General features: G+C 68.5%; 22 protein-coding genes and 5 pseudogenes. 11 read left to right on the top strand and 16 right to left on the bottom strand.

Annotated features, from left to right (window positions below):
- Positions 1-60: 60 nt before the first annotated feature.
- The 5 genes and pseudogenes from PV734_RS44670 to PV734_RS44690 all read right to left on the bottom strand — a co-directional run bounded on the left by PV734_RS44670 (position 61) and on the right by PV734_RS44690 (position 3,503).
- Positions 61-270 carry a DUF397 domain-containing protein gene (locus PV734_RS44670; RefSeq protein ID WP_319090097.1) on the bottom strand — a complete coding sequence of 70 codons (210 nt, stop codon included), beginning with the start codon at positions 268-270 and terminating at the stop codon, positions 61-63.
- Positions 267-497: pseudogene (locus PV734_RS44675) on the bottom strand (transcriptional regulator); the annotation flags it as partial. The gene PV734_RS44670 and the pseudogene PV734_RS44675, both read right to left, overlap by 4 nt.
- Before the next feature lie 388 nt (positions 498-885).
- Positions 886-1,500: a DinB family protein gene (locus tag PV734_RS44680; RefSeq protein WP_319294977.1), complete on the bottom strand. Its 615-nt coding sequence runs from the start codon at positions 1,498-1,500 to the stop codon at positions 886-888.
- A gap of 63 nt (positions 1,501-1,563) precedes the next feature.
- Positions 1,564-2,859, bottom strand: coding sequence for a GNAT family N-acetyltransferase (locus tag PV734_RS44685; RefSeq protein WP_319294979.1), 1,296 nt, complete (start codon positions 2,857-2,859; stop codon positions 1,564-1,566).
- Positions 2,860-2,948: 89 nt separating this feature from the next.
- Positions 2,949-3,503 carry an ATP-binding protein gene (locus tag PV734_RS44690; RefSeq protein ID WP_319090094.1) on the bottom strand — a complete coding sequence of 185 codons (555 nt, stop codon included), beginning with the start codon at positions 3,501-3,503 and terminating at the stop codon, positions 2,949-2,951.
- 153 nt (positions 3,504-3,656) lie between these two features.
- Here PV734_RS44690 and PV734_RS44695 point away from each other — a divergent pair, with 153 nt between their 5' ends.
- Positions 3,657-4,418, top strand: a complete 762-nt coding sequence (locus PV734_RS44695) for a metallophosphoesterase family protein (RefSeq protein ID WP_319294981.1) — start codon at positions 3,657-3,659, stop codon at positions 4,416-4,418.
- Positions 4,415-4,723, top strand: coding sequence for a hypothetical protein (locus PV734_RS44700; protein WP_319090092.1), 309 nt, complete (start codon positions 4,415-4,417; stop codon positions 4,721-4,723). The genes PV734_RS44695 and PV734_RS44700 overlap by 4 nt, the downstream gene beginning before the upstream one ends.
- 400 nt (positions 4,724-5,123) lie before the next feature.
- Here the strand turns inward: PV734_RS44700 and PV734_RS44705 are convergent, their stop codons facing one another.
- Complete coding sequence (locus tag PV734_RS44705) at positions 5,124-5,585, bottom strand: DUF2690 domain-containing protein (protein WP_319294983.1); 462 nt, start codon at positions 5,583-5,585, stop codon at positions 5,124-5,126.
- 139 nt (positions 5,586-5,724) lie between these two features.
- Complete coding sequence (locus tag PV734_RS44710) at positions 5,725-6,093, bottom strand: peptidoglycan-binding domain-containing protein (protein ID WP_319090090.1); 369 nt, start codon at positions 6,091-6,093, stop codon at positions 5,725-5,727.
- Positions 6,094-6,375: 282 nt separating this feature from the next.
- Here PV734_RS44710 and PV734_RS44715 point away from each other — a divergent pair, with 282 nt between their 5' ends.
- The gene (locus tag PV734_RS44715; RefSeq protein WP_319294986.1) at positions 6,376-7,578 is read left to right on the top strand and encodes a sensor histidine kinase; all 1,203 of its coding nucleotides are present in this window, start codon (positions 6,376-6,378) and stop codon (positions 7,576-7,578) included.
- A gap of 51 nt (positions 7,579-7,629) precedes the next feature.
- Complete coding sequence (locus tag PV734_RS44720) at positions 7,630-8,313, top strand: response regulator transcription factor (protein WP_319090087.1); 684 nt, start codon at positions 7,630-7,632, stop codon at positions 8,311-8,313.
- Positions 8,314-8,524: 211 nt separating this feature from the next.
- On the opposite strand, the pseudogene purU (PV734_RS44725) reads toward PV734_RS44720, so the two are convergent.
- Both purU (PV734_RS44725) and PV734_RS44730 read right to left on the bottom strand, forming a co-directional pair.
- Positions 8,525-8,701, bottom strand: a pseudogene (gene purU, locus PV734_RS44725) (formyltetrahydrofolate deformylase); the annotation flags it as partial.
- A gap of 12 nt (positions 8,702-8,713) precedes the next feature.
- A pseudogene (locus PV734_RS44730) lies at positions 8,714-9,034 on the bottom strand (DUF6584 family protein); the annotation flags it as partial.
- Positions 9,035-9,235: 201 nt separating this feature from the next.
- On the opposite strand from PV734_RS44730, the pseudogene PV734_RS44735 reads away from it, so the two are divergent.
- A pseudogene (locus PV734_RS44735) lies at positions 9,236-9,466 on the top strand (5,10-methylenetetrahydrofolate reductase); the annotation flags it as partial.
- 84 nt (positions 9,467-9,550) lie between these two features.
- Here the strand turns inward: PV734_RS44735 and PV734_RS44740 are convergent.
- The 3 genes and pseudogenes from PV734_RS44740 to PV734_RS44750 all read right to left on the bottom strand — a co-directional run.
- Positions 9,551-9,694: pseudogene (locus tag PV734_RS44740) on the bottom strand (DUF397 domain-containing protein); the annotation flags it as partial.
- A gap of 46 nt (positions 9,695-9,740) precedes the next feature.
- Positions 9,741-10,721, bottom strand: a complete 981-nt coding sequence (locus PV734_RS44745) for a phosphotransferase enzyme family protein (RefSeq protein WP_319294988.1) — start codon at positions 10,719-10,721, stop codon at positions 9,741-9,743.
- A 366-nt stretch (positions 10,722-11,087) separates the two neighbouring features.
- Positions 11,088-11,930, bottom strand: a complete 843-nt coding sequence (locus tag PV734_RS44750; RefSeq protein ID WP_319294990.1) for an NAD(P)H-binding protein — start codon at positions 11,928-11,930, stop codon at positions 11,088-11,090.
- 96 nt (positions 11,931-12,026) lie between these two features.
- Between PV734_RS44750 and PV734_RS44755 the strand changes: the two genes are divergently transcribed.
- A complete protein-coding gene (locus tag PV734_RS44755) occupies positions 12,027-12,998 on the top strand; it encodes an AraC family transcriptional regulator (protein ID WP_319090084.1) in 972 nt (323 codons plus the stop codon).
- Positions 12,999-13,046: 48 nt separating this feature from the next.
- On the opposite strand, the gene PV734_RS44760 is transcribed toward PV734_RS44755, so the two are convergent.
- The 4 genes from PV734_RS44760 to purU (PV734_RS44775) form a co-directional block, all read right to left on the bottom strand.
- Positions 13,047-13,610, bottom strand: a complete 564-nt coding sequence (locus PV734_RS44760; protein ID WP_319294992.1) for a YcxB family protein — start codon at positions 13,608-13,610, stop codon at positions 13,047-13,049.
- A 27-nt stretch (positions 13,611-13,637) separates the two neighbouring features.
- Complete coding sequence (locus PV734_RS44765) at positions 13,638-13,937, bottom strand: hypothetical protein (RefSeq protein ID WP_319294994.1); 300 nt, start codon at positions 13,935-13,937, stop codon at positions 13,638-13,640.
- Between the two features lie 71 nt (positions 13,938-14,008).
- Positions 14,009-14,677: a hypothetical protein gene (locus PV734_RS44770; RefSeq protein ID WP_319294996.1), complete on the bottom strand. Its 669-nt coding sequence runs from the start codon at positions 14,675-14,677 to the stop codon at positions 14,009-14,011.
- 103 nt (positions 14,678-14,780) lie between these two features.
- Positions 14,781-15,662 (bottom strand): formyltetrahydrofolate deformylase, encoded by an 882-nt coding sequence (gene purU / locus PV734_RS44775; protein ID WP_319090080.1) that lies wholly within the window; start codon positions 15,660-15,662, stop codon positions 14,781-14,783.
- Between the two features lie 252 nt (positions 15,663-15,914).
- Between purU (PV734_RS44775) and PV734_RS44780 the strand changes: the two genes are divergently transcribed.
- The 5 genes from PV734_RS44780 (at position 15,915) to PV734_RS44800 (ending at position 24,344) form a co-directional block, all read left to right on the top strand.
- Positions 15,915-17,390, top strand: a complete 1,476-nt coding sequence (locus tag PV734_RS44780) for an aldehyde dehydrogenase family protein (RefSeq protein ID WP_319090079.1) — start codon at positions 15,915-15,917, stop codon at positions 17,388-17,390.
- 20 nt (positions 17,391-17,410) lie between these two features.
- A complete protein-coding gene (locus tag PV734_RS44785; RefSeq protein WP_319090078.1) occupies positions 17,411-18,508 on the top strand; it encodes a glycine betaine/L-proline ABC transporter ATP-binding protein in 1,098 nt (365 codons plus the stop codon).
- A gap of 491 nt (positions 18,509-18,999) precedes the next feature.
- A complete protein-coding gene (locus PV734_RS44790; RefSeq protein WP_415924381.1) occupies positions 19,000-20,526 on the top strand; it encodes an ABC transporter permease in 1,527 nt (508 codons plus the stop codon).
- A 13-nt stretch (positions 20,527-20,539) separates the two neighbouring features.
- Positions 20,540-21,529, top strand: a complete 990-nt coding sequence (locus tag PV734_RS44795) for an ABC transporter substrate-binding protein (protein WP_319090076.1) — start codon at positions 20,540-20,542, stop codon at positions 21,527-21,529.
- Positions 21,530-21,896: 367 nt separating this feature from the next.
- Entirely contained in the window at positions 21,897-24,344 is a 2,448-nt protein-coding gene (locus PV734_RS44800) for an FAD-dependent oxidoreductase (RefSeq protein ID WP_319090075.1), read from the top strand.
- The last annotated feature ends 45 nt before the right edge of the window (positions 24,345-24,389 follow it).

A 24,389-nucleotide genomic window follows, 5' to 3' on the forward strand; every position in this document is an offset into this window, starting at 1 on the left:
GTGGTGCGGTGAGCGTTACTGGGGGCAGGCGCCCCCAGCCGCCCACTTCGGCCCGCCTTGTCAGACGGTGCCGAACCCGCCGGCCTTGATGCCCGCCACGAACGTGACGAACGAGGCGGCTGGGATGTCGAGTACCGGACCGTCCGGGTTCTTGGAGTCACGGACGGGAACCACGCCGAGCGGGACGACGAGGTTTGCGGCGACAGCTATGCAGGCGCCGCCGTTGTTGCTGTACGAGGACGTGAACCAACGCGGGGATTCGGTCGTCACGGGGTGCCCTTTCGAAGCTGCTTGATCATGGCCACAGACGCAGTCTGGGAGGGTGCTTCGGCCCGTAGTTGATGGTAGGCCGTCAGCATGGGCAGTACGAAAGTGCTTTCTCGTTCGAGATGCCCCCGATGTGCGGACTCGGCGTAGGACATGAGTGAGCGGTCCGGCAGGGTCAGGATGTAGAGCGGCAGGTCGAAGGGGTGACGGGCACCCATCCGCCACCGCGCGAAAATCGGACGGTGACGAGACCGGGACGGGCCGCTATCCCGTGGTGGACGTGGCGAACGCGTGGGAACTGCGATCCATGCTGGAAGTCACGACACCGGGCGTGGAACTCGCCTACGAACAGAGAGACCGGATCCGCGCCGCCTACATGGTCCACGCGGACGGTTCATGGGCCCGGGCATCCGGCGAGTGGACTGACCCCCTGAGGTTCACCAGGGCGGACCGCAACGGCTCTGGACCGCACTGGAACGCATCAGGAACCGCCTCAACGCGGAAGGGTCGTTGCCGCTGCTCGGAGCAGATGTTCGTATCACTCCTGATGGGGTGTGCCATCTGTCGCGCGGGAACTGGAGCGCTGTCATGGGCGCCCGGTAGAACCCCCGGCACGAGTCAGTCACGCGATGTGGCACGAGGTGGAGCGTCGCGGTCGGCTTCCCGTGCCGCACGCTCAAGTCGGCTCCGATAGCTTTCCCACCACTCCCGGTCGCCCGGCGCCATGTTCGCGTTGTCCTTGCTCAGCCCCACGGCACCGTCAATGAGCTCCCGGACGATATCGGCGTGTCCGGCGTGCTGGTGCGTCTCGGCGATCATGCGCATCACGGCATGATGCAACGTCACCTCGTTCGCGTCGCTCGGCCACCACGGCACTCTGCCTGTCGAGTCCAGCGCCAGTTCGTCGATCGACGCGTCCGCGTGTGCCCTGGCCCGACGGTAGAGCCCCACGATGTACTCGCGTGACTCCTCGGCCGTGGCCCACATGTCCGCGTTGATCTCGGCATCGTCCTGGAGCCAGGGCAGCGGCTCGCCGGACGGCCGCCCGAAGGTATCGCCGAGGTAGCCCAGCTCCAGACCGGCCACGTGCTTCACCAGGCCCAGGAGGTTGGTGCCGGTCGGTGTCAGCGGGCGGCGGATGTCGTACTCCGAGAGCCCTTCGAGTTTCCACAGGAGGGCATCGCGGGCGGACTGCAGGTAGAAGCGAAGGTCGGCCTTGGGGTCCGATGTCATGGGGACAGTCTTCCTCTCACGGGTATCTTTTCCGCCGCCTGTGCCCACTGCCCGCGGCCTGTCCTAGAAGCCGAAGGAGTTGTGCGGTTCGGGGTCGGTGCGGAACAGCCGGGCCAGTTGCCCGATCGCGCCGTCTGAGTGCGGAGTGATGTGGCCCGCGTACGTCAGGTCGTGCGCCGACATGCCGCCGAAGTAGAGCGAACTGAGCGCCGGTACCGTGATGGTCAGGTCTGCCTCCTGGTCGGTGGCGACGCAGGTCGCCGTGGCACTGTCCGCGCGGAGAAGCCATGTCCGGTTGTTTGCCGGGCACATGCTGTCGTCCTCGATACTGAACGCCAACTCGCCGGCGGTGTCGTACGAACGTTGTGTCAGGGCGAGGGGAACGTCGAGCAGGCGTGCCCACAGGTTGTCCGACTGGCGGGTGATGCGCATCGCCCGTGGGTTCGCGAGCATCCACCGCAGGGGTTCGTCGCGCGGACGGCCGGGCGCCACGATGGTCCTCGTGAGGTCGAAGTCGACCAGCAAACTCCACAGGGCGCGATAGGCCACCGGGTCCGTAGCCTCCAACGCCTCGACGACGAGCGTTCCCGCGTTGCCGGCTGTCGAGGACCACGGCAGCCGAAAGTTGGCTATGCCGTCCACATCGCCGTGCTGGTCACGGTGGACGAGATACCGCAGTCGCCCGTTCGTACCGTCCGCGCTGTCGGACAGCCCGTCCCAGCGTCCGGGCAAGGGGGTGAGCTCACCGACACGGGCTGCACGAACCTCCGCGTGCACCAGGGGCCAGAACTTCCGCGCCTGCGTGGCGTCGACCAGCTCCAGCGAACCCGGATCGGGAGCTGCCGGCAGCAGGGCCGCCTCGTGACGGTCCAGCTCCCACCGCACGCGGTAGGTCGCCGGCGAGAAACCGAACCGGCCGTAGATGCTGCCCTCGCTCGCGCTGAGCATCGCCAACGGCTCGCCCCGGTCCAGGGCCGCCTCGAACATGGCCTGCATCATCCGCCGCAGGTAACCGCGTCGGCGGTGTGTGGCGATCACCGCGGTAGCCGTGACGCCGGCCATCTTGACCGTGCCCCCGCCGGGGACCGTCACATCGAAGGAGATCGTGGCCGATGCGCCGACACACGCACCGTCGGCGAATGTCGCGATCGGATGGAAGGCTTCGTCCTTGGAGTCAGCGTCGGCCCACTTCTCAAGCTGCTCGGCGGTCGCCGGAGTGCGCTGCGGAGGCCACGGCTCCGGACCACCGTGCCACGCGGCATCGGCGGGTTCCCAGTGCGGCAACCCGTTGGCGTAAGGCAAGGCCAGGTAGTACGCGTTCATCTCGTCGCGCCGTGGCGGGCGGATCTGAATAGCCATGCCGGATATTGCATCCACGGCCATCGCCTACGCACAACCGATTACTTGATCGCTTCGGCGAGCGGACACGCCAGGGCAGTGACCTCTTGTCACTCTGCGGGTGGCTGACGCAGGGCGTGCGCGATCACTGAGCTCACCGTGGCTACGCGGTGGGTCAGGTCGCCGGCGGGAATGTCGATGATCTCGTAGCCGAACGCGCGGTAGCTCTCTTCGTGGATCCTCTCGAAAACCAGTGACTCCTGGAAACTGATCCGCCGGGCCGCGGTCGGCTCGCAGAACCCCAGGTTGCGGACGAAGAGCACTTGCCGCTCGTAGACCCCTTCCGAGGTGATCCGGTCGAGCTCCGCGGCCAGCGCGGCAGACACCGGCCGTCCCAGGTAGGTGGCGAGGGCGTGGGTGCAGACCGGGGACCGGTCGAACACCCGAACAGAGCCGCTGGCCTCCAACTGCCGTTGTCGTTGCAGCGCGACGATCTCGTCGATGAAGGACGCCCGTGTCCATGGCTGGTCATCGCCCAGGGCCTGCGCCTGCGCGATGACCGCCGTTGCCGCCTCCTCGACCACGTCGTAGCCAAGTTCGTCCAGGCACCGCAGGATTGATGTCTTGCCCGCGCCCGGTGTGCCGGTGAGAACGTACCGCCGCATGATCCGAGAGCCCTTCTCGCAGGTTGAGGCAGGTCCATTGCCCGCCGATTTCTCCTCTGTCGGAGGCGCGATCGGCGGGCAATGGAGAAGGAGACGCTACGCGCCGGGCGAAAGATCGCACCACTCGGCTGCCTCCAGCCCACAGTGGTGGCCATGCTGAACCGAGTAGCGGTCCTGTCCGACATTCACGGAGTCCTGCCGGCTCTGGAGGCGGTGCTCGCCGAACCGGACGTCAGTACCGCCGAACACATCGTGCTCACCGGTGACATCGCCGCCGGCCCGCAACCGGCTCAGGTTCTCGACCTGCTGTCCGGCCTCGGCGACCGTGTCATCTGGATCAGCGGCAACGCCGACCGTGAACTCCTCGAATACCGCCGGGGGCAACGTGACACGATCCCCGATCCGATCGCCCCCTGGGCAGCCGAACAGCTCCGCGAGGACCATCTCGACCTTCTCGGCTCGCTGCCACGATCGCGCTCCCTGTCCGTGAACGGCCTGGGGCAGGTGCTGTTCTGCCATGCCACCCCTCGCGACGACGAGGAAGTCGTCCTGGTCGACTCCCGCCTCGACCGTTGGGCGGAAGTCTTCGACGGACTCGATGCCGACATTCGCACCGTGGTCTGCGGCCACACCCACATGCCGTTCGTCCGCCTCGCCCACGGCCGACTCGTGATCAACCCCGGCAGCATCGGCATGCCCTACGGACGAACCGGAGCACACTGGGCCCTCCTGGGCCCGGGCGTCGAACTCCGCACCACGCACTTCGACATCGAGGCCGCAGTCACCCGGCTCGGCCAGGACTCGTCCTACCCCGACATCACCGTATGGGCCGACTACTTCCTGCACGCTCGCGCGACCGACGCCGACGCCCTCGCGGCCTTCGCCCCACGGGACGGGCGCGACCACAGTTCGTGACACCCGCCCTCACCCAGGACAACGGACAGTCGGACACCGACTACCCGCCCGCTCTCACCGAGTTGTTCGCCACCGCACGAAAAGCGGAAGGCGACGAGACCGGCACGGGCCGCTATCCCGTGGTGGACGTGGCGAACGCGTGGGAACTGCGCTCCATGCTGGAAGTCACGACACCGGGAGTGGAACTCGCCTACGAGCAGCGCGCCCGGACCCGCACCGCCTGTCTCGTTCACGCCGACGGTTCATGGGCCCGGGCGTCCGCCGAGGGGACCGATCCGCCGGAGGTTCATCAGGGGGGACCGTAACGGCTCTGGAGTGCGCTGGAACGTATCCGCAACCGCCTCAACACGGAAGGGTCGTTGCCCCTGCTCGGCGCTCAAGTCCCTATCACTCCTGACTGGGTGTGCCATCTGTCCAGAGGGAAGTGGAGTGCTGCCATGGGCGCCCGACAGGGCCCCGGGGCTGCACCTGTTCACGTTCAACCAGGTCGCGGAGACGGAACGCTGGCGCTGTGCCTTGCTGGACCGGTTGGGCGGGTGAGGTTCGCTTCGGGGGTGCGCCGGGAGTGGTGAGCGGTACTGGGGGCTGCCGCCCCAGCCCCCCGCTTCGGCCCTTGAGGGGCCTCGTCCTCAAACTCCCCAGAGAGGGCACCCCCGGGCGGGTCGAGGGGCGGGCAGCCGGAGGCCCTTGGCGGTCTGGTCCTCGTCAGAACGAACCGGTGCGCGCGTACATTTCGTGAGGATCGTCGCCGATGTAGCTCCAGGCAGTGGCGTAGCTGGTCACGTCCTTGTCGTTGAGCATCATCGACATCATCTCGTTGGTGCCGGTCTTGTGCGAGCAGCCATAGCGCTTGCCGTCACTGTTGCGCCAGACGTTGCAGCCCATGCCGGACCAGTACTGCTCAGGAACGGTGTTGTCGACCATGGCCCACACTGTTCGACACGTGGGGCTGTACCACAGGGTCGCCTCGACGGTGACGGTCTTCTTGTATTTCGAGCTGTAGTAGCGGTCTGTATCCGACTTGGCCACGTAGGACCCATTCGCGCAGCCGCTGTATATGGGGTCCTGCCCGTCGTACGAGGCCGCGTGGGCGTTGCTGGTGAACAGAAGAGACGAACTGGCGGCCAGCAGCAGGGGGAGAACTGTTCTGAGCAGTCGTGAACTCACGGGAATCAGCCTTTCGGAAAGGACTACGGGGTGGTGGACTGTGGTGCGCGAATCAGAGGGCGCGAACGCTTCCTTCGCGCTTCGCCCTGAGTGCGAAGCGCTCTGGGACGACTGTTTTCCGGGGTCAAGCGCGCCAGGATCAGGACGGGCAGTTCGAACGCAACGCGCCCCATGTGTAGGGGCCGACGATGCCGTCGACCGCCAGTCCCGAATCGCACCACCGGTGGTAGGCGCTCTGGAAGTTACGGACCGCGGTCTCGGTTTGCGAGCCGAATATCCCGTCCACCTGGCCGGCGCTCAGATAGCCTCCGGCCTTCAGCAGGCACTGGACCTCGATGACCCGGTTGCCGGTGTCGCCGCGGGAGGTGAGCGCGGTGCCGGTGTAGTGGCTGCCCTGGTTGCCGCAGGTGTAGGTGGTGGCGGAGGCGGGCAGTGCGGTGGCGACGCCGCCCAGGAGGAGCGCGGCGGAGACGGTCAGGCTTCCGGCAAGCAGTCGGATGCGGCTCATCGTCTGGATTTCCTTTCGGAGGCGGACGGGTTGTATGTCAGGGAGCCTCGACGTGCGGAGTCCCCTTGTTTCCTGCGGTGCCGTGGCGATCGCAGCGCAGGCGGCCGAGGGTGAGCGGCCGGTCGTTGTCGCAGAGGAAAAGCTAGCCGGAAGGGCTTTCCCCTCGCGTCCCACAGTGGGTTGAACTCCCTCTGCAACCAGGGTGGTTGGCGGTCTACCACCTGGGGTGTAGCTGTGGTGGAAGGCGGGGTGGAGCGCTTGTTCGGGGCCTACGCTCGGACGATGTTCGTGCAGCGCACGTGGAGCCCGGCGGTTCGCAGGGTCTTCCCGCAGGTGGTAGACCTCGTCTATGCGGTGGTGTCGGTCTGGCTGTCGAGCACCGCGCTGCGCAACTGGTCCGACCCGCACGGCTACTGGCGGCAGACCGATGTGTGGGCCTACGTGCTGATCGCCCTGGTCTATATGCCGTTGGTCTTGCGCCGCCGGGCTCCCCTGACCGTGTTCATCGGCACGGTGGCCTGCGTGCTGTGTTACTTCACCCTGGCCTACTACCACGTGGTCGTTGTCAGCGGAATGTGCCTGGCGTTCTACACCGTCGCGGCGCGGTGCCCGCGCAGGGTCGCCGCGAAGTGTGCGGCCGTGTCGCTGTTCGTGCTGCTGTGGGGCGCGCGGCTCGCCCAGTCCGGGAGCGGCCCGTTCAGTGTGGCCTTCGTGATCGTGATGGTCGCCGTCACCTGGGTGACCGGCGACCGGTTCCGCAGGCTCGCGGAGCGCGGCGAACGGCTCGCGGTGCTGACCGAGCAACTGCGCCTGGAACAGGAGGAGAAGGCGCAGCGGGCCGTCATCGCCGAGCGGATGAAGATTGCCCGTGAACTGCACGACGTGGTCGCCCACCACGTGTCAGCGATCTCCGTCCAGACCGGCCTCGCCGACTACGTCTTCACCTCCGACTCCGGGACGGCCCGTGCGGCGCTGGAGACCATCTCGGGCAGTGCTCACGAGGCCATGGCGGAGATGCGCCGGATGCTGGTCGTCCTCAGGGAAGGGACCGAGCGTGCCCGGGAGGAAGAGGGGGGCGAGCACTCCGCGGCCCCAGGGCTCGGGCGACTGGACGAGCTGGCCCGGCGCGTCGAAGCCGCGGGTGTCTCCGTCGACGTGCGGATCACGGGTGCTCCGTTCGCGCTGCCGCCGGGCGCCGATCTGTGTGTCTTCCGGGTCGTCCAGGAAGCTCTCACCAACGTCATGAAGCACGCGCCGGCGGCGAGCGCGAGCGTGGTGGTGCACTTCGACGAGGCTGCGGTCCGTGTCCGGGTGGCCGACGACGGACAGGCAGTTCCCGTCGCCACCACCGGGGGGTCCACCGGCCATGGTTTGATCGGAATGCGTGAGCGGGCCGGTATCTACGGCGGGACGGTGACGGCAGGCCCTGGGCCGCAGGGCGGCTTCGAAGTCGTGCTGATGGTTCCGGTGTCCCGCGACAGGTGAACAAGCGTCTCGGCTCCCGGCCGGGCAGCCGCGAGGAAGGCGACACCGCGCATGCCCACAGTGCTTGTCGTAGACGACCAGGTCCTCATCCGCTCGGGACTCGTCGCACTCCTGCGGGCCGCACCGGGAATCGAGGTCGTCGGCGAGGCGCGGGACGGCGGGGAGGCCATCGAGATCGCCATGCGGACCAGACCCGACGTCATCCTGATGGACATTCGCATGCCGGGCATCAGCGGGATCACCGCCACCGAGCGCATCCTCGCCCAGGCCCCGCCCCCGCCCCCCAAGATCCTTGTCCTGACCACCTTCGACCTCGACGAGTACGTCTACGGCGCTCTCAAGGTCGGCGCCTGCGGCTTCCTGCTCAAAGACACTCCACCGGACCGGCTGCTCGCCGCCGTCGACACCGTGCACGCCGGCGACATGCTGTTCAGCGCCCCAGTGATCAAAGGACTCATCGAGACCTACACGACCCGCCCGGCCGCACCCGAGCCGCACTCCGCGCTGGACACCCTGACCCCCAGGGAGCTGGAGGTCCTCGGGCTCGTCGGCGCGGGCATGTCCAACTCCGACATCGCCCAGCAGCTCGTGCTCAGCACGGCGACCATCAAGACACACGTCCACCGCTGCATGAGCAAGCTCACCCTGAACAGCAGGGCACAGGCGGTGGTCTTCGCGTACGAGACCGGACTGATCTCCCGCAGCCCCGCCACCCGGGGCATGGACAACACCTGAGGTGTATGGACAACACCTGAGGTGTGGAAACCGCCATGTCGTCAAAGGCGCCCGGGAGCGACAAAGGAGCGCGAACGCCGCCCGGCCCTCGTGACCTGGCGCGGTGAACGGAAGACGATCGAAGCCGTCGCAGGGGCCCGGCGCCGTGAGGGCCCGACCGGGTGGGAAAGGCGCGCGACCCCGGCCGCACTCACCCGGCCTGTATATGAACTCAGCGGAACACCACCGTCCTGCTCTCCACCATCACCCGGCTTTCGCTGTGCCACTTCACCGCGTGGGCCAGGACCTGGGCCTCCACGTCCCGGCCCACCGTCACCAGCTCGCCGGGGTCGAGTGAGTGGTCCACCCGTACTACGTCCTGCTCGATGATCTGGCCCTCGTCCAGGTCCGATGCCAGGTCGTCCCGGTAGCAGGAGGCGGGGTCGTCCCAGTCGACGGGGTGCCCCAACTCCCCGGCGCAGGCGGTCCGCACCGCGACCAACTGCCCCTCCGCGAAAGCGTTGGCGGCCTTCGTCTCAAGGCCGTGCCAGGCGAGGGCCTTCATCCGCCGCCCGGGAGACCCGTAGCGTGCCTCGAAGGCGGTGGTCTCGTCGGCGTTCCGGTCTCCTTCGAGGTACATCCAGCGTCCAGCCTCGGCGGCGTCGCCGTAGAGCCGGTACACCTCGGCCAAGCGCCGGCGGAGCGTCAGGTCGTTCGGGAAGGACGACACCAGCCCGCGCAAGGGTCTCTCTCAGGGGCATGAACGCATGATCGGATACCGAACTGACCTACGTCGACCTGGTTTTGTCGCTCAGTACTCGGTTGCTCTTGACGGCATCGGCTGAACCTCACTGAGGCGAGACACCGCCAGTAATGGGACAGCCTTTGGCTACGAGAACACGGCTCTGCACCCGTCCCGCACCCGCAAGACGAGGCTCTCGGAGAGGTCGCCCTGCCCGTGTACGTGGGTGTGGCTGGGCCTGTGCAGCGGGCGAAGCTGTTGTCGATGGCGACGAAGATCGGGGTGGGTGAGTCGACGCGCTTCCTGACCCGGCACCCCCTGTGGTTCGCGGCGCCCGGGGCGGGGGTGGCGGGGCTCCACCTGTTCACGTTCAACCAGGTGGAGGAGACGGAGCGGTGGCGCTGCGCGCTGCTGGACCGGTTGGGCGGCTGAAGTCGCCTCGGGGGCGCGCCGGTTGTGGTGCGGTGAGCGTTACTGGGGGCAGGCGCCCCCAGCCGCCCACTTCGGCCCGCCTTGTCAGACGGTGCCGAACCCGCCGGCCTTGATGCCCGCCACGAACGTGACGAACGAGGCGGCTGGGATGTCGAGTACCGGACCGTCCGGGTTCTTGGAGTCACGGACGGGAACCACGCCGAGCGGGACGACGAGGTTTGCGGCAACCGCTGTTGAACAGCGGCTACTCGCATCGGGGCCCGCGCCCAGCTGATCACCCCTCCGCTTCCACAACCGCGGCCAACCGAAAGACGGCCGCCGGATCGGGCACGCTGCGCAGCGACGCGACGACCCTGCCGCCGGCGAACTCTCGCTGGGCGGCGGTCACGCTCGGGTCGATGGCGCACTCCGCCTGTACGTGGATGAAGTTCAGTTCCGTTGCGAAAAGCATCGAGAACGACTGCGGGCCCTTGACGGCGGCACGTCCTCCGGCGTTCCGATAGGACCGTGCCAGTCGCCGGGCCGCGTCGAGGTCGGTCCGGTCGCGGCCGGCCCATACGTAGACGGCGCTCGCGAGTTCTCGTTCCGCCGAAACAGGACCCGCGTTGTCCCAGTCGAGGAGGACCGGCCCGTTCGAGCCGACCAGGACGTTCTGGGGCTGCAGGTCGCGATGCGACGTCACCAGGTCGTCGGGGTCGCAGGGAGTCACCCACTGCGCCAGCTCAGGCGCGGAAGTGGCGATGAACCGGCCCAGTGCGTCCGCCCACGGGAGTCCCGCCTCGTGAACCTTCCTGTGCAGGTCCTGCCAGTCGGCGTCACGGGGGCACCGCTCGTACCAGGGGTGCGGTGCCTCACTCGCGCCCTCTCCCGCCTGGTGAAGGAGCGCCGTGGTCCGGCCGAACCAGTCCAGGATGTCCGGGTCGGACGCGTCCGCCGTGGTGCCGTCGATCCAGTCGTACAGCTTGACGTAGGACCCGCCGGCGGAGGGCGGGAGGTGAGAGACGTATGAGCCGTGGCGATTGGGGAGAAGCCGCGGTGATGCGATTCCCAGGCTTTCCGCGGCCTGCCGCAACGCCGCCTCCCGTTGGACCTGTTCCTCGTCGCAGCCGAAGAGGAGTTCCTTTATGGCCCAGGAGGAGCCTTCTCCGGACAACTTCCAGATCTGACCCAACGCGCCTCGGGTTACGGGTTTCGTGGTCCATGGCCCGGCGCCGAGGGTGTAGGTCTCCGCTATCAGGTCGGCCGCGTCGCGCATTCGGACACCTCTCCGGGGGCGAATGGTCAGCGCCGACTGTACGTCAGCATCAGCGCGGGCCAGGGGCACCTTTTCTCCTGTCGGTCCATCAGTTCACGGCCGAACGGGTCCCTGGTCATGGGGCGGCCATCGCGCAACTCCTCGAGTGGCGAAGCTCGTTGAGTGAGAGGTGACGTGCCCGTCCGGGCGGACCAGGACGGTGCCGTGCGACCCGAACGGCCACCCGAGCAGCCAGGTCGGGGGTTCAGGTGGGGCAGGGTTACCAGGGGTTCCGGGGCGTGTTTCTCGATCAGGCCAGACCTGTCAGCCGCTCGGGGAACGCCCCTGACCGGAGGAGGCCAGGTAGGCGGCAGACGCAGATGAGCGTTATGCGGACCAAGTGCCCTGCGCGGCAGTGGTCTTGGCGTAGTCGGTGAAGTCCCGGGGCACGCGGCCCAACGAACGCTGAACGCCGTCACTGAGTGTGGCAAGGCCACCGGAGCGGACGTACTCGTACAGGCTGACGGACAGCTGTACCCATTCCTCGGGTATGCCTTGGGTGCGCTGTTCGTCCGCGTACGCCTCGGGGGTGAGCGGCACGTAGCGGATGTCGCGGCCGGTGGCCCGGGCGATCTCCGCGACCGCCTCGCCGAAGGTCATCAGTCGTGGGCCGCTGAGTTCGTAGTGCCACCCGGTGTGTCCGTCCTCAGTGAGCGCGGCGACCGCTACCTCGGCGATGTCCTCGGCGTCGACGAACGCTTCCTTGCCGTCCCCGGCAGGCAGCCGTACCTCGCCGCTCAGTACGGGGCCGAGCAGGAAGTCCTCGCTGAAGTTCTGGAAGAACCACCGCGGCCGCAGCACGGTCCACTCCAGCCCCGCGTGCTCCAACGCCCGCTCCGCGGCGAGGACGTGCTCGTGGTCCGCCCCGCCCTCGGGTACGGACAGCAGCACCGCCCGCGGCGCCCCGGCCGCCCCGGCCGCCACGGCCTGCCGGGCGAACGCGGCAATCGTCCGGGCGGCCTGCGGGCTGCCGAGGTCGGGGACCACCAGGTACATCCCCGTCACATCCCGCAGCGCGGGCTCCCAGGTAGCGGGATCCGTCCACTCGAAGGACGGCAGACCGGACCGGGAGACCGCGCGGACCGCCACGCCCCGCTCCTCCAGCAGCCGCACAACTCTGCGACCCGTCTTTCCCGTGGCACCTGTCACCAGGATGATCTCTTCGCTCATGCCCTCGACTCAACCAGCCGCCAGGGTTCTCACCCATGCCACGCAGGCTCACGTCCATACGCGTTCGTCCACACGCGTTCGTCTACGCTGCCCGGCATGGATCCCTCGGGCCTGACCGGCATCGATCCCCTGACCGATCTCCTGAACGGGGTACGGACCAGTGGCTCGGTCTTCAACCAGTCTTCCGTGACCGGTGCCTGGGCGACCCGCTTCGAGGACGGCTCACCACTGTCCCTCGCGGTTCTTGTGCACGGCTCCGCGTGGATCACCCCCGAGGGCGGCACGCCGGTCCGGCTCGGCCCCGGTGACGTGGCGGTGCTGTGCGGGGGCGCGCCGTATGTGATCGCGGACGACCCGGGCACGGAACCGGACACGGTGATCCGGGCCGGAGGCCGCTGTACGACGCGACAGGGCGAGGAACCGCTTCCCGCACGGATCCCCGACGCGGGCGCCTGGAACACCGCGGAACCGGATCGCACCCTTCTGATCAACGGCCTGTACACCGTGGACGCCGGCACACCGGGCCGACTGCTCGCGGTGCTGCCGCCGCTTGCCCTCGTCGAAGCGTCCGTGGGGACCTGTCCGGTCAGCCACTCGGCCTTCGAAGAGATCATCCGTGAGGAACCCGGACAGCAGATCCTGCTGGACCGGACGATGGACCTGATGCTGATCACCGCCCTGCGCGCCTGGTTCACCCGCCCCGGCTCCCAGATCCCCGCCTGGTACCGGGCCCACAGTGACCCCGTGGTCGCCCCCGCACTGCGCCTACTGCACGCCGACCCCGCCCGCCCGTGGACCCTGTCCACCCTCGCGGCGAGAACCGGCGTTTCACGAGCGCACCTCGCCCGACGCTTCAACGCCCTGGTCGGACAACCACCCATGACCTACCTACGCCAACGCCGCCTGGCTCTCGCCGCCGACCTGCTGTGTGAGCCCGGCATGACACTCGCTGTGGTGGCCGACCGTGTCGGCTTCGCCAACGCCTTCGCCCTGAGCACCGCGTTCAAGAAGGAACACGGCATCAGCCCGAGTGAATACCGCACGCGCGCGATACGGGCGGAAATCTGACGCTTTGGACGTCATCAGCCCGGCGGACGGTCTCCAGCCGGACACCTGTCAGACGCGAGGAGTGTGCTGGTCCAGAATCGCCCGTAGCCGCTCAAGATCCCCAGCCTCGTGCAGGCCCCGTTTGGGCAGGACGTCGAGGCACAGGATGTTGGGATCCCGGCTGAGCAGGACAAAGTGACCTGCCGTTTCCCGGTACCCCTGGAAGGTGGACCATTTCTGGATCAGTGTGGCGTGGTCGGTACGGCAGGTGATCCCGGCCGGAGACACGGTGGCGCGGTACTCGCCCTGCCATTCGATGAGCCGCCGGACCTGGGCGGCTTGCAGCCGCGGGTAACCCCACACCAGCAGGACGACCAACAGGAACACAGCCGTTGAGAACACGTCGACACCGCCACGGATGACGGCGGAGAGCAGCCACTGTCCTAGCCCCAGGAGAAGGAGGACCCCCCGCAGTACCAGCCCGGTCCACTTGATCCGCTCACGGACCCGCAGGCCGACCAGGGTGTCGGCGGGCTGTGGCAGGTACGCCAGTTCGACTACGGTCCGCTCGTCCACGACATCGTCAGATGTTGCCGAATCGTTGGTGCCTTGGTCGCTGTGGCCTTCGGTCATGGTCCCTCCCCGTACGAGACATGCAGATCAGTCGAGTGGCTCGGTCACGGACTCCGTGTCGGAGTCGTGGATCAGTTCGGCGAGTTGGATGAGGAGACCGTGCGTCGCCATGCGCCCCTGGAGGCGGATGAAGTAGGACCGGCTGGAGACCTTGAAGATCTCACGGCGGCGCACCTTCCCGCCGCCGTGCCGGTACGTGTTCGCCGCCTCCAGCAGAGCCGTCTCCGCTTCCTCGGGGCTGCCTTCGAACTCCGCGACGGTACGCGCTTCGCTGTTGGCCTCTGCCACACCGGCGACAGGTATGGCGAGCACTATCCACCGGGGCATCTCGCGATCGGTTCCTCCCACTGGGTGCCGCCCTTCCGCGACACGCGCGGGGCCAGTGTGACAGGTGATCATCAAATGCCGGACGGGCCGGCAGCGCGAGGCGTGCCGTGCCAGCGCCACTTGGTGAGGCGGGGGTGGCCGGGGAGTTCCGTGCGGCCGGTGGCCCAGAGGAGGGTCGGCCAGCGGTCCGTGTCGGTCGGGGCGCCGGGGAAGAGGCGGGTCAGTACGCGGTCGCACAGGTCGGCGGGCGGTGTCCAGGTGACGCCCAGGCCCTCGGCGACGTCGTGGGTGTGGACCAGGGTCTCGACGATGCCCATCGCGGCGAACCCCTCGGGGTCGGCCTGGCCGAAGATGTGGTGTGCCCGGACCGTGGGTGGCGTCGTACGGACGATCGCCGTCAGCAGGGCGCCGCTGGCATCCAGTACTTGCAGCAGCCCGGCCGGGCCGGCCTCGCGGTCCGCGAAGACGGCGTTCGCCGGGCCGCCCGGCCTTTTGCGGCTCCAGGCGAAGGGGACGTGGGTGTCCGACGGCGGTTTCGCCGGGGCGAGTTGGACGGCGTAGGAGAACAGGTCGTCGGCGAGGTGCTCGACGGTCTCCCAGCAGTCCCACTCCAGGGAACCGGCCTTGGCACTCCAGTCCGCCGCGTTCGCCCCGCGCAGCGACGTGAGCGCCAGGCGGACGGCGTGTTCGACGTCGTCCGCGGTGACCGGGCCGGTCGTTGATCCCTGTGGTTCAGCCATGGCGGGACCGTATCAACGGGGGGCGGGGGCGAAGGGTGTCGAGGGTGCCTGGTGAACGTGCCGAGACGGGTGAGTGGGCGGGAGACCCCCGTATACGACCGCCTCAGCGGAAGATCACCGTCCGGCTGCCCTCCACCATCACCCTGCTCTCGCTGTGCCACTTCACCGCGTGGGCCAGGACCTGGGCCTCCACGTCCCGGCCCACCGTCACCAGTTCCCCGGGGTCGAGTGAGTGGTCCACCCGTACCACGTCCTGCTCGATGATCTGGCCCTCGTCCAGGTCGGACGTCACGTAGTGCGCCGTGGCGCCGACGAGCTTCACTCCGCGGTCGTAGGCCTGCTCGTAGGGGCGTGCGCCCTTGAAGCTGGGGAGGAAGGAGTGGTGGATGTTGATGGCCCGGCCCTCCAGCTCCTTGCACAGGTCGTCGGAGAGGACCTGCATGTAGCGGGCCAGTACCACCAGGTCTATGTCCAGGTCGCGGACGAGTTCCAGCAGCCGTGCCTCGGCCTCCGGCTTGGTGTCCCGGGTCACCGGGATGTGGTGGAAGGGGATGCCGTAGCTCTCCGCCAGGCTCTCGAAGTCGCGGTGGTTGGAGACGATCGCCGGGATCTCGATGTTCAGGCCACCGGTGCGGCGGCGGAACAGGAGGTCGTTCAGGCAGTGGCCGAACTTCGACACCATGATCAGGGTCCGGGTCGGGGTCGACGCGTCCCGCAGGGTCCAGGAGATGCCGTAGGCCTCGGCGACGGGGCCGAATCGGTAACGCAGGATTTCCAGGTCCGCGTTCGGATCGGAAACATCGAAGTGGACCCTCATGAAGAAACGGCCCTGGAGACGATCATCGAACTGCTGGCTCTCCAGGATGTTTCCCGAGTTCCGGACGAGAAAGCCGCTCACGGCGTGGACCAGCCCCGAGCTGTCGGGACACGAGAGGGTGAGGACGTACTCACTGCCAGCTACCGGGCGAGGAAACTTAGGGGACACGTCGGCCTCCGTTGGTGCGTATTGCACAACATGGTGAGCGATACGCAACATGGTCGGCTCGGCGGCCCCTCCGGTCAAGGGTGGAGTCCGGCGTCGGGGCGCTGCCGGGGCTGCCGGTGGGTGCCCGATGAGGCACTGTCGAAATCGTCATCCGCCAACCACTTGACGTATGTCCGCACATTCGCGAGGGTGTTCCACCACAAGCAATTGGGTGCACGATGCGCAACGAATTTCTGTTGAAAGGCTTGGCGCGTGGCAGACCTGTATGTGGACGGTGAATGGCGGGAGCCGGTGGCCGGTGGCCGCCGCGAAATCCGATGTCCCGCTGACGGCAGGCTCGCCGCCACCGTCTCGGAGGGGACACGCCCCGACGCCGAGGCCGCGATAGCCGCCGCCCGCCGTGCCTTCGACACAGGACCCTGGCCGCGTACCCCCGAACGGGAGCGCGGCCGACTGCTGCTGCGCACCGCCGACATCATGGAGCGCGACGCCAAGGAGTTCGCCCGCGCCGAGTCGCTCGACACCGGCAAGCGACTGGTGGAGAGCGAGTACGACATCGCCGACGTCGTCTCCTGTTTCCGCCACTACGGCGGGATCGGGGGCACGGACGCCGGCCGCGTCATCGACACCGGGCGCGACGATGCCGTGAGCCGGGTCGTGTACGAGCCCGTGGGAGTGTGCGGACTCATCACCCCCTGGAACTACCCCCTCCTGCAAGCCAGTTGGAAGGTCGCCCCGGCTCTGCTCGCCGGCAACACCTTCGTCCTCAAGCCCAGTGAACTCACCCCCTCCACCTCCATCCTGCTGATGAAGGCGCTGGCGGAGGCCGGGCTCCCCGCCGGCGCTGGCAACCTCGTGCTGGGGGCCGGGCCCGAGGTCGGGGCGCCGCTCTCCGAGGATCCCGCCGTCGACATGGTCTCCTTCACCGGCGGCCTGGAGACCGGCAAGCGCGTCATGGCCACCGCCGCCGCCGGCGTGAAGAAGGTGGCCCTGGAACTCGGCGGCAAGAACCCCAACGTCGTGTTCGCCGACGCCGACTTCGAGGCGGCCGTCGACTTCGCCCTCACCGCCGTCTTCCTGCACTCCGGACAGGTGTGCTCCGCCGGTGCCCGGCTCATCGTCGAGGACTCCCTCCATGACCGGTTCGTCGACGAGGTCGTACGGCGGGCGCGGCAGATCCGGCTCGGCGGGCCCTTCGACGCCGAGGCCGAGACCGGCGCGCTGATCTCCGCCCAGCACCTGGCGAAGGTCGAGGCGTACGTCGCCGCCGGGCTCGCCGAGGGTGCCGTACTGCGCTGCGGCGGTGAGCGGCCGGACGATCCCGCGCTCGCCGGCGGCCACTACTACCCGCCCACCGTGCTCGACGAGTGCACGCAGGACATGCGCGTGGTGCACGAGGAGTCCTTCGGGCCCGTGCTGACCGTCGAGCGCTTCCGGGACGGGGACGAGGACGATGCCGTACGCATCGCCAACGACACCGAGTACGGACTCGCCGGCGCCGTCTGGACGCAGGACGCCGGGAAGGCCCAGCGGGTCGCCCGGGCGCTGCGTCACGGCACCGTGTGGATCAACGACTACCACCCCTATGTGCCGCAGGCGGAGTGGGGTGGTTTCGGGCATTCGGGTGTGGGCCGGGAGCTGGGACCGAGCGGCCTGGACGAGTACCGAGAGCCCAAGCACATCTGGCAGAACATCCAACCCCGGCCGCAGCACTGGTTCCGCGGCTGAACGCCGAAAAGAGGTCGATCGTGACCCCAGTACAGACCGAGGTGCCGCAGCGGCGCGGCACGCCCCAGGACTCGGACGGCACGCCGGTCATCTCCGTGCGCGGCCTGTGGAAGGTGTTCGGGCCGAAGGCGGAGCGGGTCCCGGAGTCGGAGGAGCTGTGCGGGCTCACCCGGCGCGAGCTGATGGACCGTACGGGATGCACCGCCGCCGTACGCGACATCGACTTCGACGTGGCGCCCGGCGAGGTGTTCGTGGTCATGGGTCTGTCGGGTTCCGGCAAGTCGACCCTGGTGCGATGTCTCACCCGGCTGATCGAACCCACCGCCGGTGAGATCGTCTTCGAGGGCGAGAACATCCGCGACGCCGACGACAAGCGGCTGCGCGAGCTGCGCCGCGAGAAGTTCTCCATGGTGTTCCAGCACTTCGGGCTGCTGCCGCACCGGCGGGTCGTCGACAACGTCGCCTTCGGGCTCGAGATACGCGGGATGGGCCGGGCCGAGCGCATGAAGCGGGCGCTGGAGGTCGTGGAGCTCGTCGGGCTCTCCGGGTACGAGAACTCCTACCCCGACCAGCTCTCCGGCGGTATGCAGCAACGCGTGGGCCTGGCAAGGGCGTTGGCCGGTGACCCGGAGGTTCTCCTCTTCGACGAGCCGTTCTCGGCGCTCGACCCGCTGATCCGCCGCGACATGCAGAACGAGGTCATCCGGCTGCACCACGAGGTCGGCAAGACGATGGTCTTCATCACCCACGACCTCTCCGAGGCCCTCAAACTCGGCGACCGCATCCTCATCATGCGCGACGGCAGGATGGTGCAGTGCGGGACGGGCGACGAGCTGGTGGGCGCGCCCGCCGACGACTACGTACGCGAGTTCGTGAAGGACGTACCGCGCGCCGACGTCCTCACCCTGCGCTGGATCATGCGCCCGCCGGTGGACGGCGACGCCCTCGACGGCCCCGAGCTGGGTCCGGACGTCGTCGTACGGGAGGCCACCCGGGCCGTCCTCGCCGCCGAGAAGCCGGTCAAGGTCGTGGAGAACGGCAAGCTGCTCGGCATCGTCGGCGACGAGGAGATCCTCGCGGTGGTCGCCGGACAGGGACAGGAAGGCGACGCGCGATGACCGTCGCCATGGAGAAGCCCCCGACACCGGAGGCACCCGAGCCCGCGGACGCGGTGCCCGAGGCCGCCGCGCCCGTCGCCGCCGTACGCCGGATCAGCCGGCGCCTGGTGGTCGGGGCGATCCTGGTCGGCTGGCTGGTGCTGTTCGCCGTACTGCGCGGCACGAACACCCTCACCCTCGCGGCGGCGGACCTCACCGACCTGCACCGGTGGCTGAACGACGTCTACGACTCGATCGGCGCCAACCGCAACTCCAACCCGCTCTTCCTCTACTTCTTCAACGAGATCCGCCTGGTCATCGACAACCTGGCGACCTTCGTCCAGCATCTGATCTCCCAGCCGTCCGACTCGCGGCCGCTGCCGCAGATCGGATGGCTCGGGGTCGTCGGGATCGCCGGGTTCGTGTCGTGGGCCGTGGGCAACTGGCGGGTGGCGCTGCTGACCGTCGCCGGGTTCGTGTTCTTCGGGCTGCAGGGGCTGTGGCAGGAGAGCATGGACACGCTCGCCCTGACGCTGACGGCGGTGCTCGTGGCGCTGCTGTTCGCGATTCCGCTGGGTGTGTGGGTGGGGCTGTCCGACCGGGTCAACAAGGTCATGTCGCCCGTCCTGGACTTCATGCAGACGATGCCCACCTTCGTCTACCTCGCCCCGCTGACCCTGTTCTTCCTCATCGGTGGCGCCTCCGCGACCATCGCCACCGTCGTCTACGCGGCCCCGCCGGCGATCCGGATCACCGCGCACGCCATCCGGACCGTGCCGGAGACCACCGTGGAGGCGGCCGACTCGCTGGGCGCGACCCGGTGGCAGTCGCTGCTGAAGGTCCTGCTGCCGATGTCGAAGCGGACCGTCGTGATGGGCGTCAACCAGACCATCATGGCCGCCCTCGCCATGGTGACCATCGCCGCCCTGATCGACGCGCCCGGCCTCGGCAAGACCGTCATCCAGGCCCTGCAGTCGCTCGACGTGGGTACGGCCTTCAACGCGGGCCTCGCGATCGTCGTCATGGCGATCGTCCTCGACCGCGTCACGACCGCCGCGAGCGGGCGTGAGGAGGCGGCCCGGCGTTCGGGCGGTCGACTCCTCGCCTGGCGGCGGCAGTTGGTGGTGGCGGGAGCAGTGGTCGCCGCCGTCCTCGTCTATCTGTCGCACACCTACGTGTGGGCGGCGGAGTTCCCCGGCGAGGGCAGCGTCGGCAGTTCCGTCGCGAGCGGCGCCGACACCGCGAGCACCTGGGTGCAGGACAACCTGTCGGGTCTGACGAACGCGATCCGCGACGCCCTCACCAACGGCCTGCTGAACCCCTTCCAGACCCTGCTCACCGACTCGCCCTGGTGGCTCGTCGGCGCGGTCCTGGTCGGTGTCGGCGCGGTGCTCGGCGGCTGGCGGTCCGGGGTCACCACGGCCGTCTGCGTCGGGCTGCTGGTCGCCACCGGGGTGTGGTCGGACAGCATGACGACCCTGGCGTCCACGCTCGTCGCCACGGTGATGACGATGCTGCTGGCCGTCGTCGTCGGTGTCTGGATGGGGCGCAGCACGCTCGCCGACCGGCTGATCCGGCCCACCCTGGACGCGGCGCAGGTCATGCCGCCGTTCGTCTACCTCGTACCGTTCCTGGCGCTGTTCGGCGCGACCCGCTTCACCGCGATCGTCGCCGCCATCGTCTACGCGGCGCCCGTCGCCATGAAGATCATCGCGGACGGGATACGGAACGTGCCCGCGACCACCGTGGAAGCGGCCACCTCCGCCGGGTGCAACACCTGGCAGATCATCACCAAGGTCCAGCTGCCGATGGCACGCGGAGCCCTGAGCCTGGCCACCAACCAGGGTCTGATCTACGTGCTGTCGATGGTTGTTGTGGGCGGCCTGGTAGGCGCGGGCGCCCTCGGCTACGACGTCGTGGCCGGCTTCTCGCAGGGGCAGCTGTACGGGAAGGGGCTGGCGGCGGGGCTGGCCATCGTCCTTCTCGGAGTCATGTTCGACCGGATCACTCAGGCAGCGGCGCGGCGTGCAGGCGCGTAAGGAGCTAACCACCATGGCAAGGCAAGCAACACAGTGGAGAGTCGGCGCGGCCGGCATGGCCGTCCTCGCCCTCACCCTCACCGCCTGCGGCGGCGCGAAGGTCGGTGACGACTCCTCGGGCTCCGACAACTCCTCCGGGACCTCCGGTTCCTCGACGAAGTGCGGCACCTTCAACCTCGCGGTCAACCCGTGGGTCGGCTACGAGGCGAACGCGGCGGTCGTCGCGTACGTCGCGGAGCAGAACCTCGGGTGCAAGGTCACCAAGAAGGACCTGAAGGAGGAGATCGCCTGGCAGGGCTTCGGGACGGGCGAGGTGGACGCCGTCATCGAGAACTGGGGCCACGACGACCTGAAGAAGAAGTACATCACCGACCAGAAGACCGCTGTCGAGGTCGGCCCGACCGGCAACGAAGGTCTGATCGGCTGGTACGTGCCGCCGTGGCTCGCCAAGGCCCACCCGGACATCACCGACTGGAACAACCTCGACAAGTACGCGGCCAAGTTCAAGACCTCCGAGTCGGGCGGGAAGGGCCAGCTTCTCGACGGCGACCCGTCGTTCGTCACCAACGACGAGGCGCTGGTCAAGAACCTGAAGCTGGACTTCAAGGTGGTGTACGCGGGCAGCGAGACCGCCCTCATCCAGGCCTTCCGCAAGGCGGAGAAGGACAAGGAATGGGTGATCGGCTACTTCTACGAGCCCCAGTGGTTCATGTCCGAGGTGCCGCTCGTCAAGGTCAAGCTGCCCGAGTACAAGACGGGTTGTGACGCCGACGCGGAGAAGATCGCCTGCGACTACCCCGTGTACAAGCTGGACAAGATCGTCAGCGCGAAGTTCGCCAAGTCGGGCAGCCCCGCCTACAACCTGGTCAAGAACTTCACCTGGACGAACGACGACCAGAACCTCGTGGCCAAGTACATAGCCGAGGACAAGATGACGCCGGAGGCGGCGGCGAAGAAGTGGGTCGACGCCAACAAGGCGAAGGTCGACGCCTGGGTGAAGTAGTTCTGTCGAGTACGACTGCCCGGTGGGCGGCGCGCGAACGAGCGCGCCGCCTGCCGGGCATTGCCGTTTTTCGCCCCCGCCGCCCCTACCCGTCCCATCCCTGGGGGCTGCGCCCCCAGACCCCCGCCACGGCCCTGAACGGGCCTCGTCCTCAAACGCCGGACGGGCTGAATACCCAGCCCGTCCGGCGTTTGAGGACGAGCGCGTTCAGCGCGACAAAGGGGGTCTGGGGGCGCAGCCCCCAGGGATGGGACGGGTAGGGGCGGCGGGGGCGAGAACCTCTTGACACCCACCTGCACGGCAGGCACATTGAGTTGCGCAACCTGAATCATGTTGCGTACAAAGCAACTGAACCGGAGGTGCGGCGATGGCGGGACCCCGAGTGGTCATCATCGGAGCGGGCGTCGTTGGCGCGGCACTCGCGGACGAGATCTCCGCACGAGGCTGGACCGAAGTGACCGTGGTCGACCAGGGCCCGCTGCCCGCCACCGGAGGCTCGTCGTCGCACGCGCCCGGCCTGGTCTTCCAGACGAACTCGTCCAAGACGATGACCGAACTGGCCCGCTACACCGTCGAGAAGTTCTGCTCCCTGGACGTCGACGGACAGCCCTGCTTCCTCCAGGTCGGCGGCCTCGAAGTGGCCACGACCCCCGAGCGCCTCACCGAACTGCACCGCCGCCACGGCTGGATCACCGCCTGGGGCGTCGAGTCCCGCCTGCTGACCGCCGAGGAGTGCGCGGAGCAGCACCCGCTGCTGAACCCCGACCGGGTCCTGGGCGGCCTCCTGGTCCCCACGGACGGCCTGGCGAAGGCCGTCCTCGCCGTGGAGGCCCAGATCCGCCGGGCCACCGAACGAGGCGTGACCTTCCTGCCCCGGCACGAGGTACTCGACGTGCGGCAGACGGACGGCCGCGTCACCGGCGTCGTCACGGACCAGGGCGAGATCCCGGCCGACATCGTCGTGTGCTGCGCGGGCATCTGGGGCCCGAAGATCGCCCGCATGGCCGGCCTGAACCTTCCCCTCACCCCGCTGGCCCACCAACTGGCCTGGACCGGCCCGGTCCCCGCCCTCGCCGGTCAGACGGAGGAGGCGGTCCGCCCGATCCTGCGCCACCAGGACGCCGACCTCTACTACCGCGACCGCTTCGACGCCATCGGCATCGGCTACTACGGCCACCGTCCGATGCCGGTCTCGGCCGACGACATCCTCTCGTTCGGCGAGGCGGACACGGCCGGCGGAATGCCCTCGGTCCTGAAGTTCACCGAGGACGACTTCGAGCCCGCCTGGACGGAAACCCAGTCGCTCCTCCCCGCCACGAAGGACGCGAAGGTCGAGGAGGGCATCAACGGCCTGTTCTCCTTCACCACCGACAACTTCCCGCTGCTGGGCGAGTCCCAGGACGTCAAGGGCTTCTGGGTCGCCGAGGCCGTGTGGGTCACGCACTCGGCGGGCGTGGGCCGGGCGATGGCCGAGCTGCTGGTCGACGGCCACTGCTCGTCCTTCGACCTCCACGAGTGCGACCTCAACCGCTTCGAGCCGCACCAGCTCTCCCCGGAGTACGTCCTGGCCCGTGACTGCCAGAACTTCGTCGAGGTCTACGACATCCTGCATCCGCTGCAGCCGTCGGGGGACCCGCGCCCGATCCGCACCAGCCCCTTCCACACCCGCCAGCGTGAACTGGGCGCCTTCTTCCTGGAGGCGAACGGCTGGGAGCGCCCGCACTGGTACGAGGCCAACGCGCCCTTGGTGGAAGGCCGTTCCGTCCCCACCCCGAACGACTGGGCGGCGCAGTACTGGTCGCCGATCGTCGGCGCGGAGGCCCAGGCAACCCGCGAGACGGTCGCGATGTACGACATGACGGCACTCAAGCGCCTTGAGGTGACCGGCCCCGGCGCCGGTGACTTCCTCGAAGGCCTGACGACCAGCAAGGTCGCCAAGTCGGTCGGCTCGGTGACGTACACCCTGCTCCTCGACCACGACGGCGGCATCCGCAGCGATGTCACCGTGGCCCGCCTGGGCCGCGACCTCTTCCAGGTCGGCGCCAACGGCAACCTCGACCTCGACTGGTTCACCCGCCACCTCCCGGCCGACGGCACGGTCCAGGTCCGTGACATCACCCCCGGGACCTGCTGTATCGGCCTGTGGGGACCGCTGGCCCGCAAGGTCCTCCAGCCCCTGACGGACGAGGACTTCTCGAACGAGGGCCTGAAGTACTTCCGCGCCAAGCGCGCCTACATCGGCAGCGTCCCGGTGACGGCGATGCGCCTGTCGTACGTCGGTGAACTCGGCTGGGAGCTCTACACCACCGCCGACCAGGGCCAGAAGCTGTGGGACACCCTGTGGCAGGCGGCGCAGCCGCTCGGCGGCATCGCGGCGGGCCGGGGCGCCTTCAACAGCCTCCGCCTGGAGAAGGGTTACCGCTCCTTCGGCACCGACATGACGTACGAGCACGACCCGTACGAGGCCGGCGTCGGCTTCGCCGTGAAGCTCGACAAGGGCGACTTCGTCGGCAGGGCGGCACTGGAACGCCGTAAGGACGACGTACGCCGGAAGCTCACCTGCCTGACCATCGAGGACCCGAGGTCGGTCGTGATGGGCAAGGAACCGGTGTACGAGGGTGACCGGCCGGTCGGCTATGTCACCAGCGCCGCCTACGGCTACACGATCGGCAAGGGCATCGCGTACGCGTGGCTGCCAGCTGAACTATCGACTCCTGGACGTGAGTTGCACATCGGCTATTTCGATGAGCGGGTGGCGGCCGTGGTCGCCGAGGAACCGCTGTTCGACCCGACGATGTCCCGCCTCCGTGGGTAGGCGATCCGCTGGAGGGGCGGCGGGGGGTTGTCGGTCCGCTGCGGC

Origin of the sequence: Streptomyces sp. AK08-02 (assembly GCF_033795085.1) — a bacterium.
Taxonomy (GTDB): Bacteria; Actinomycetota; Actinomycetes; order Streptomycetales; family Streptomycetaceae; genus Streptomyces; species Streptomyces echiniscabiei.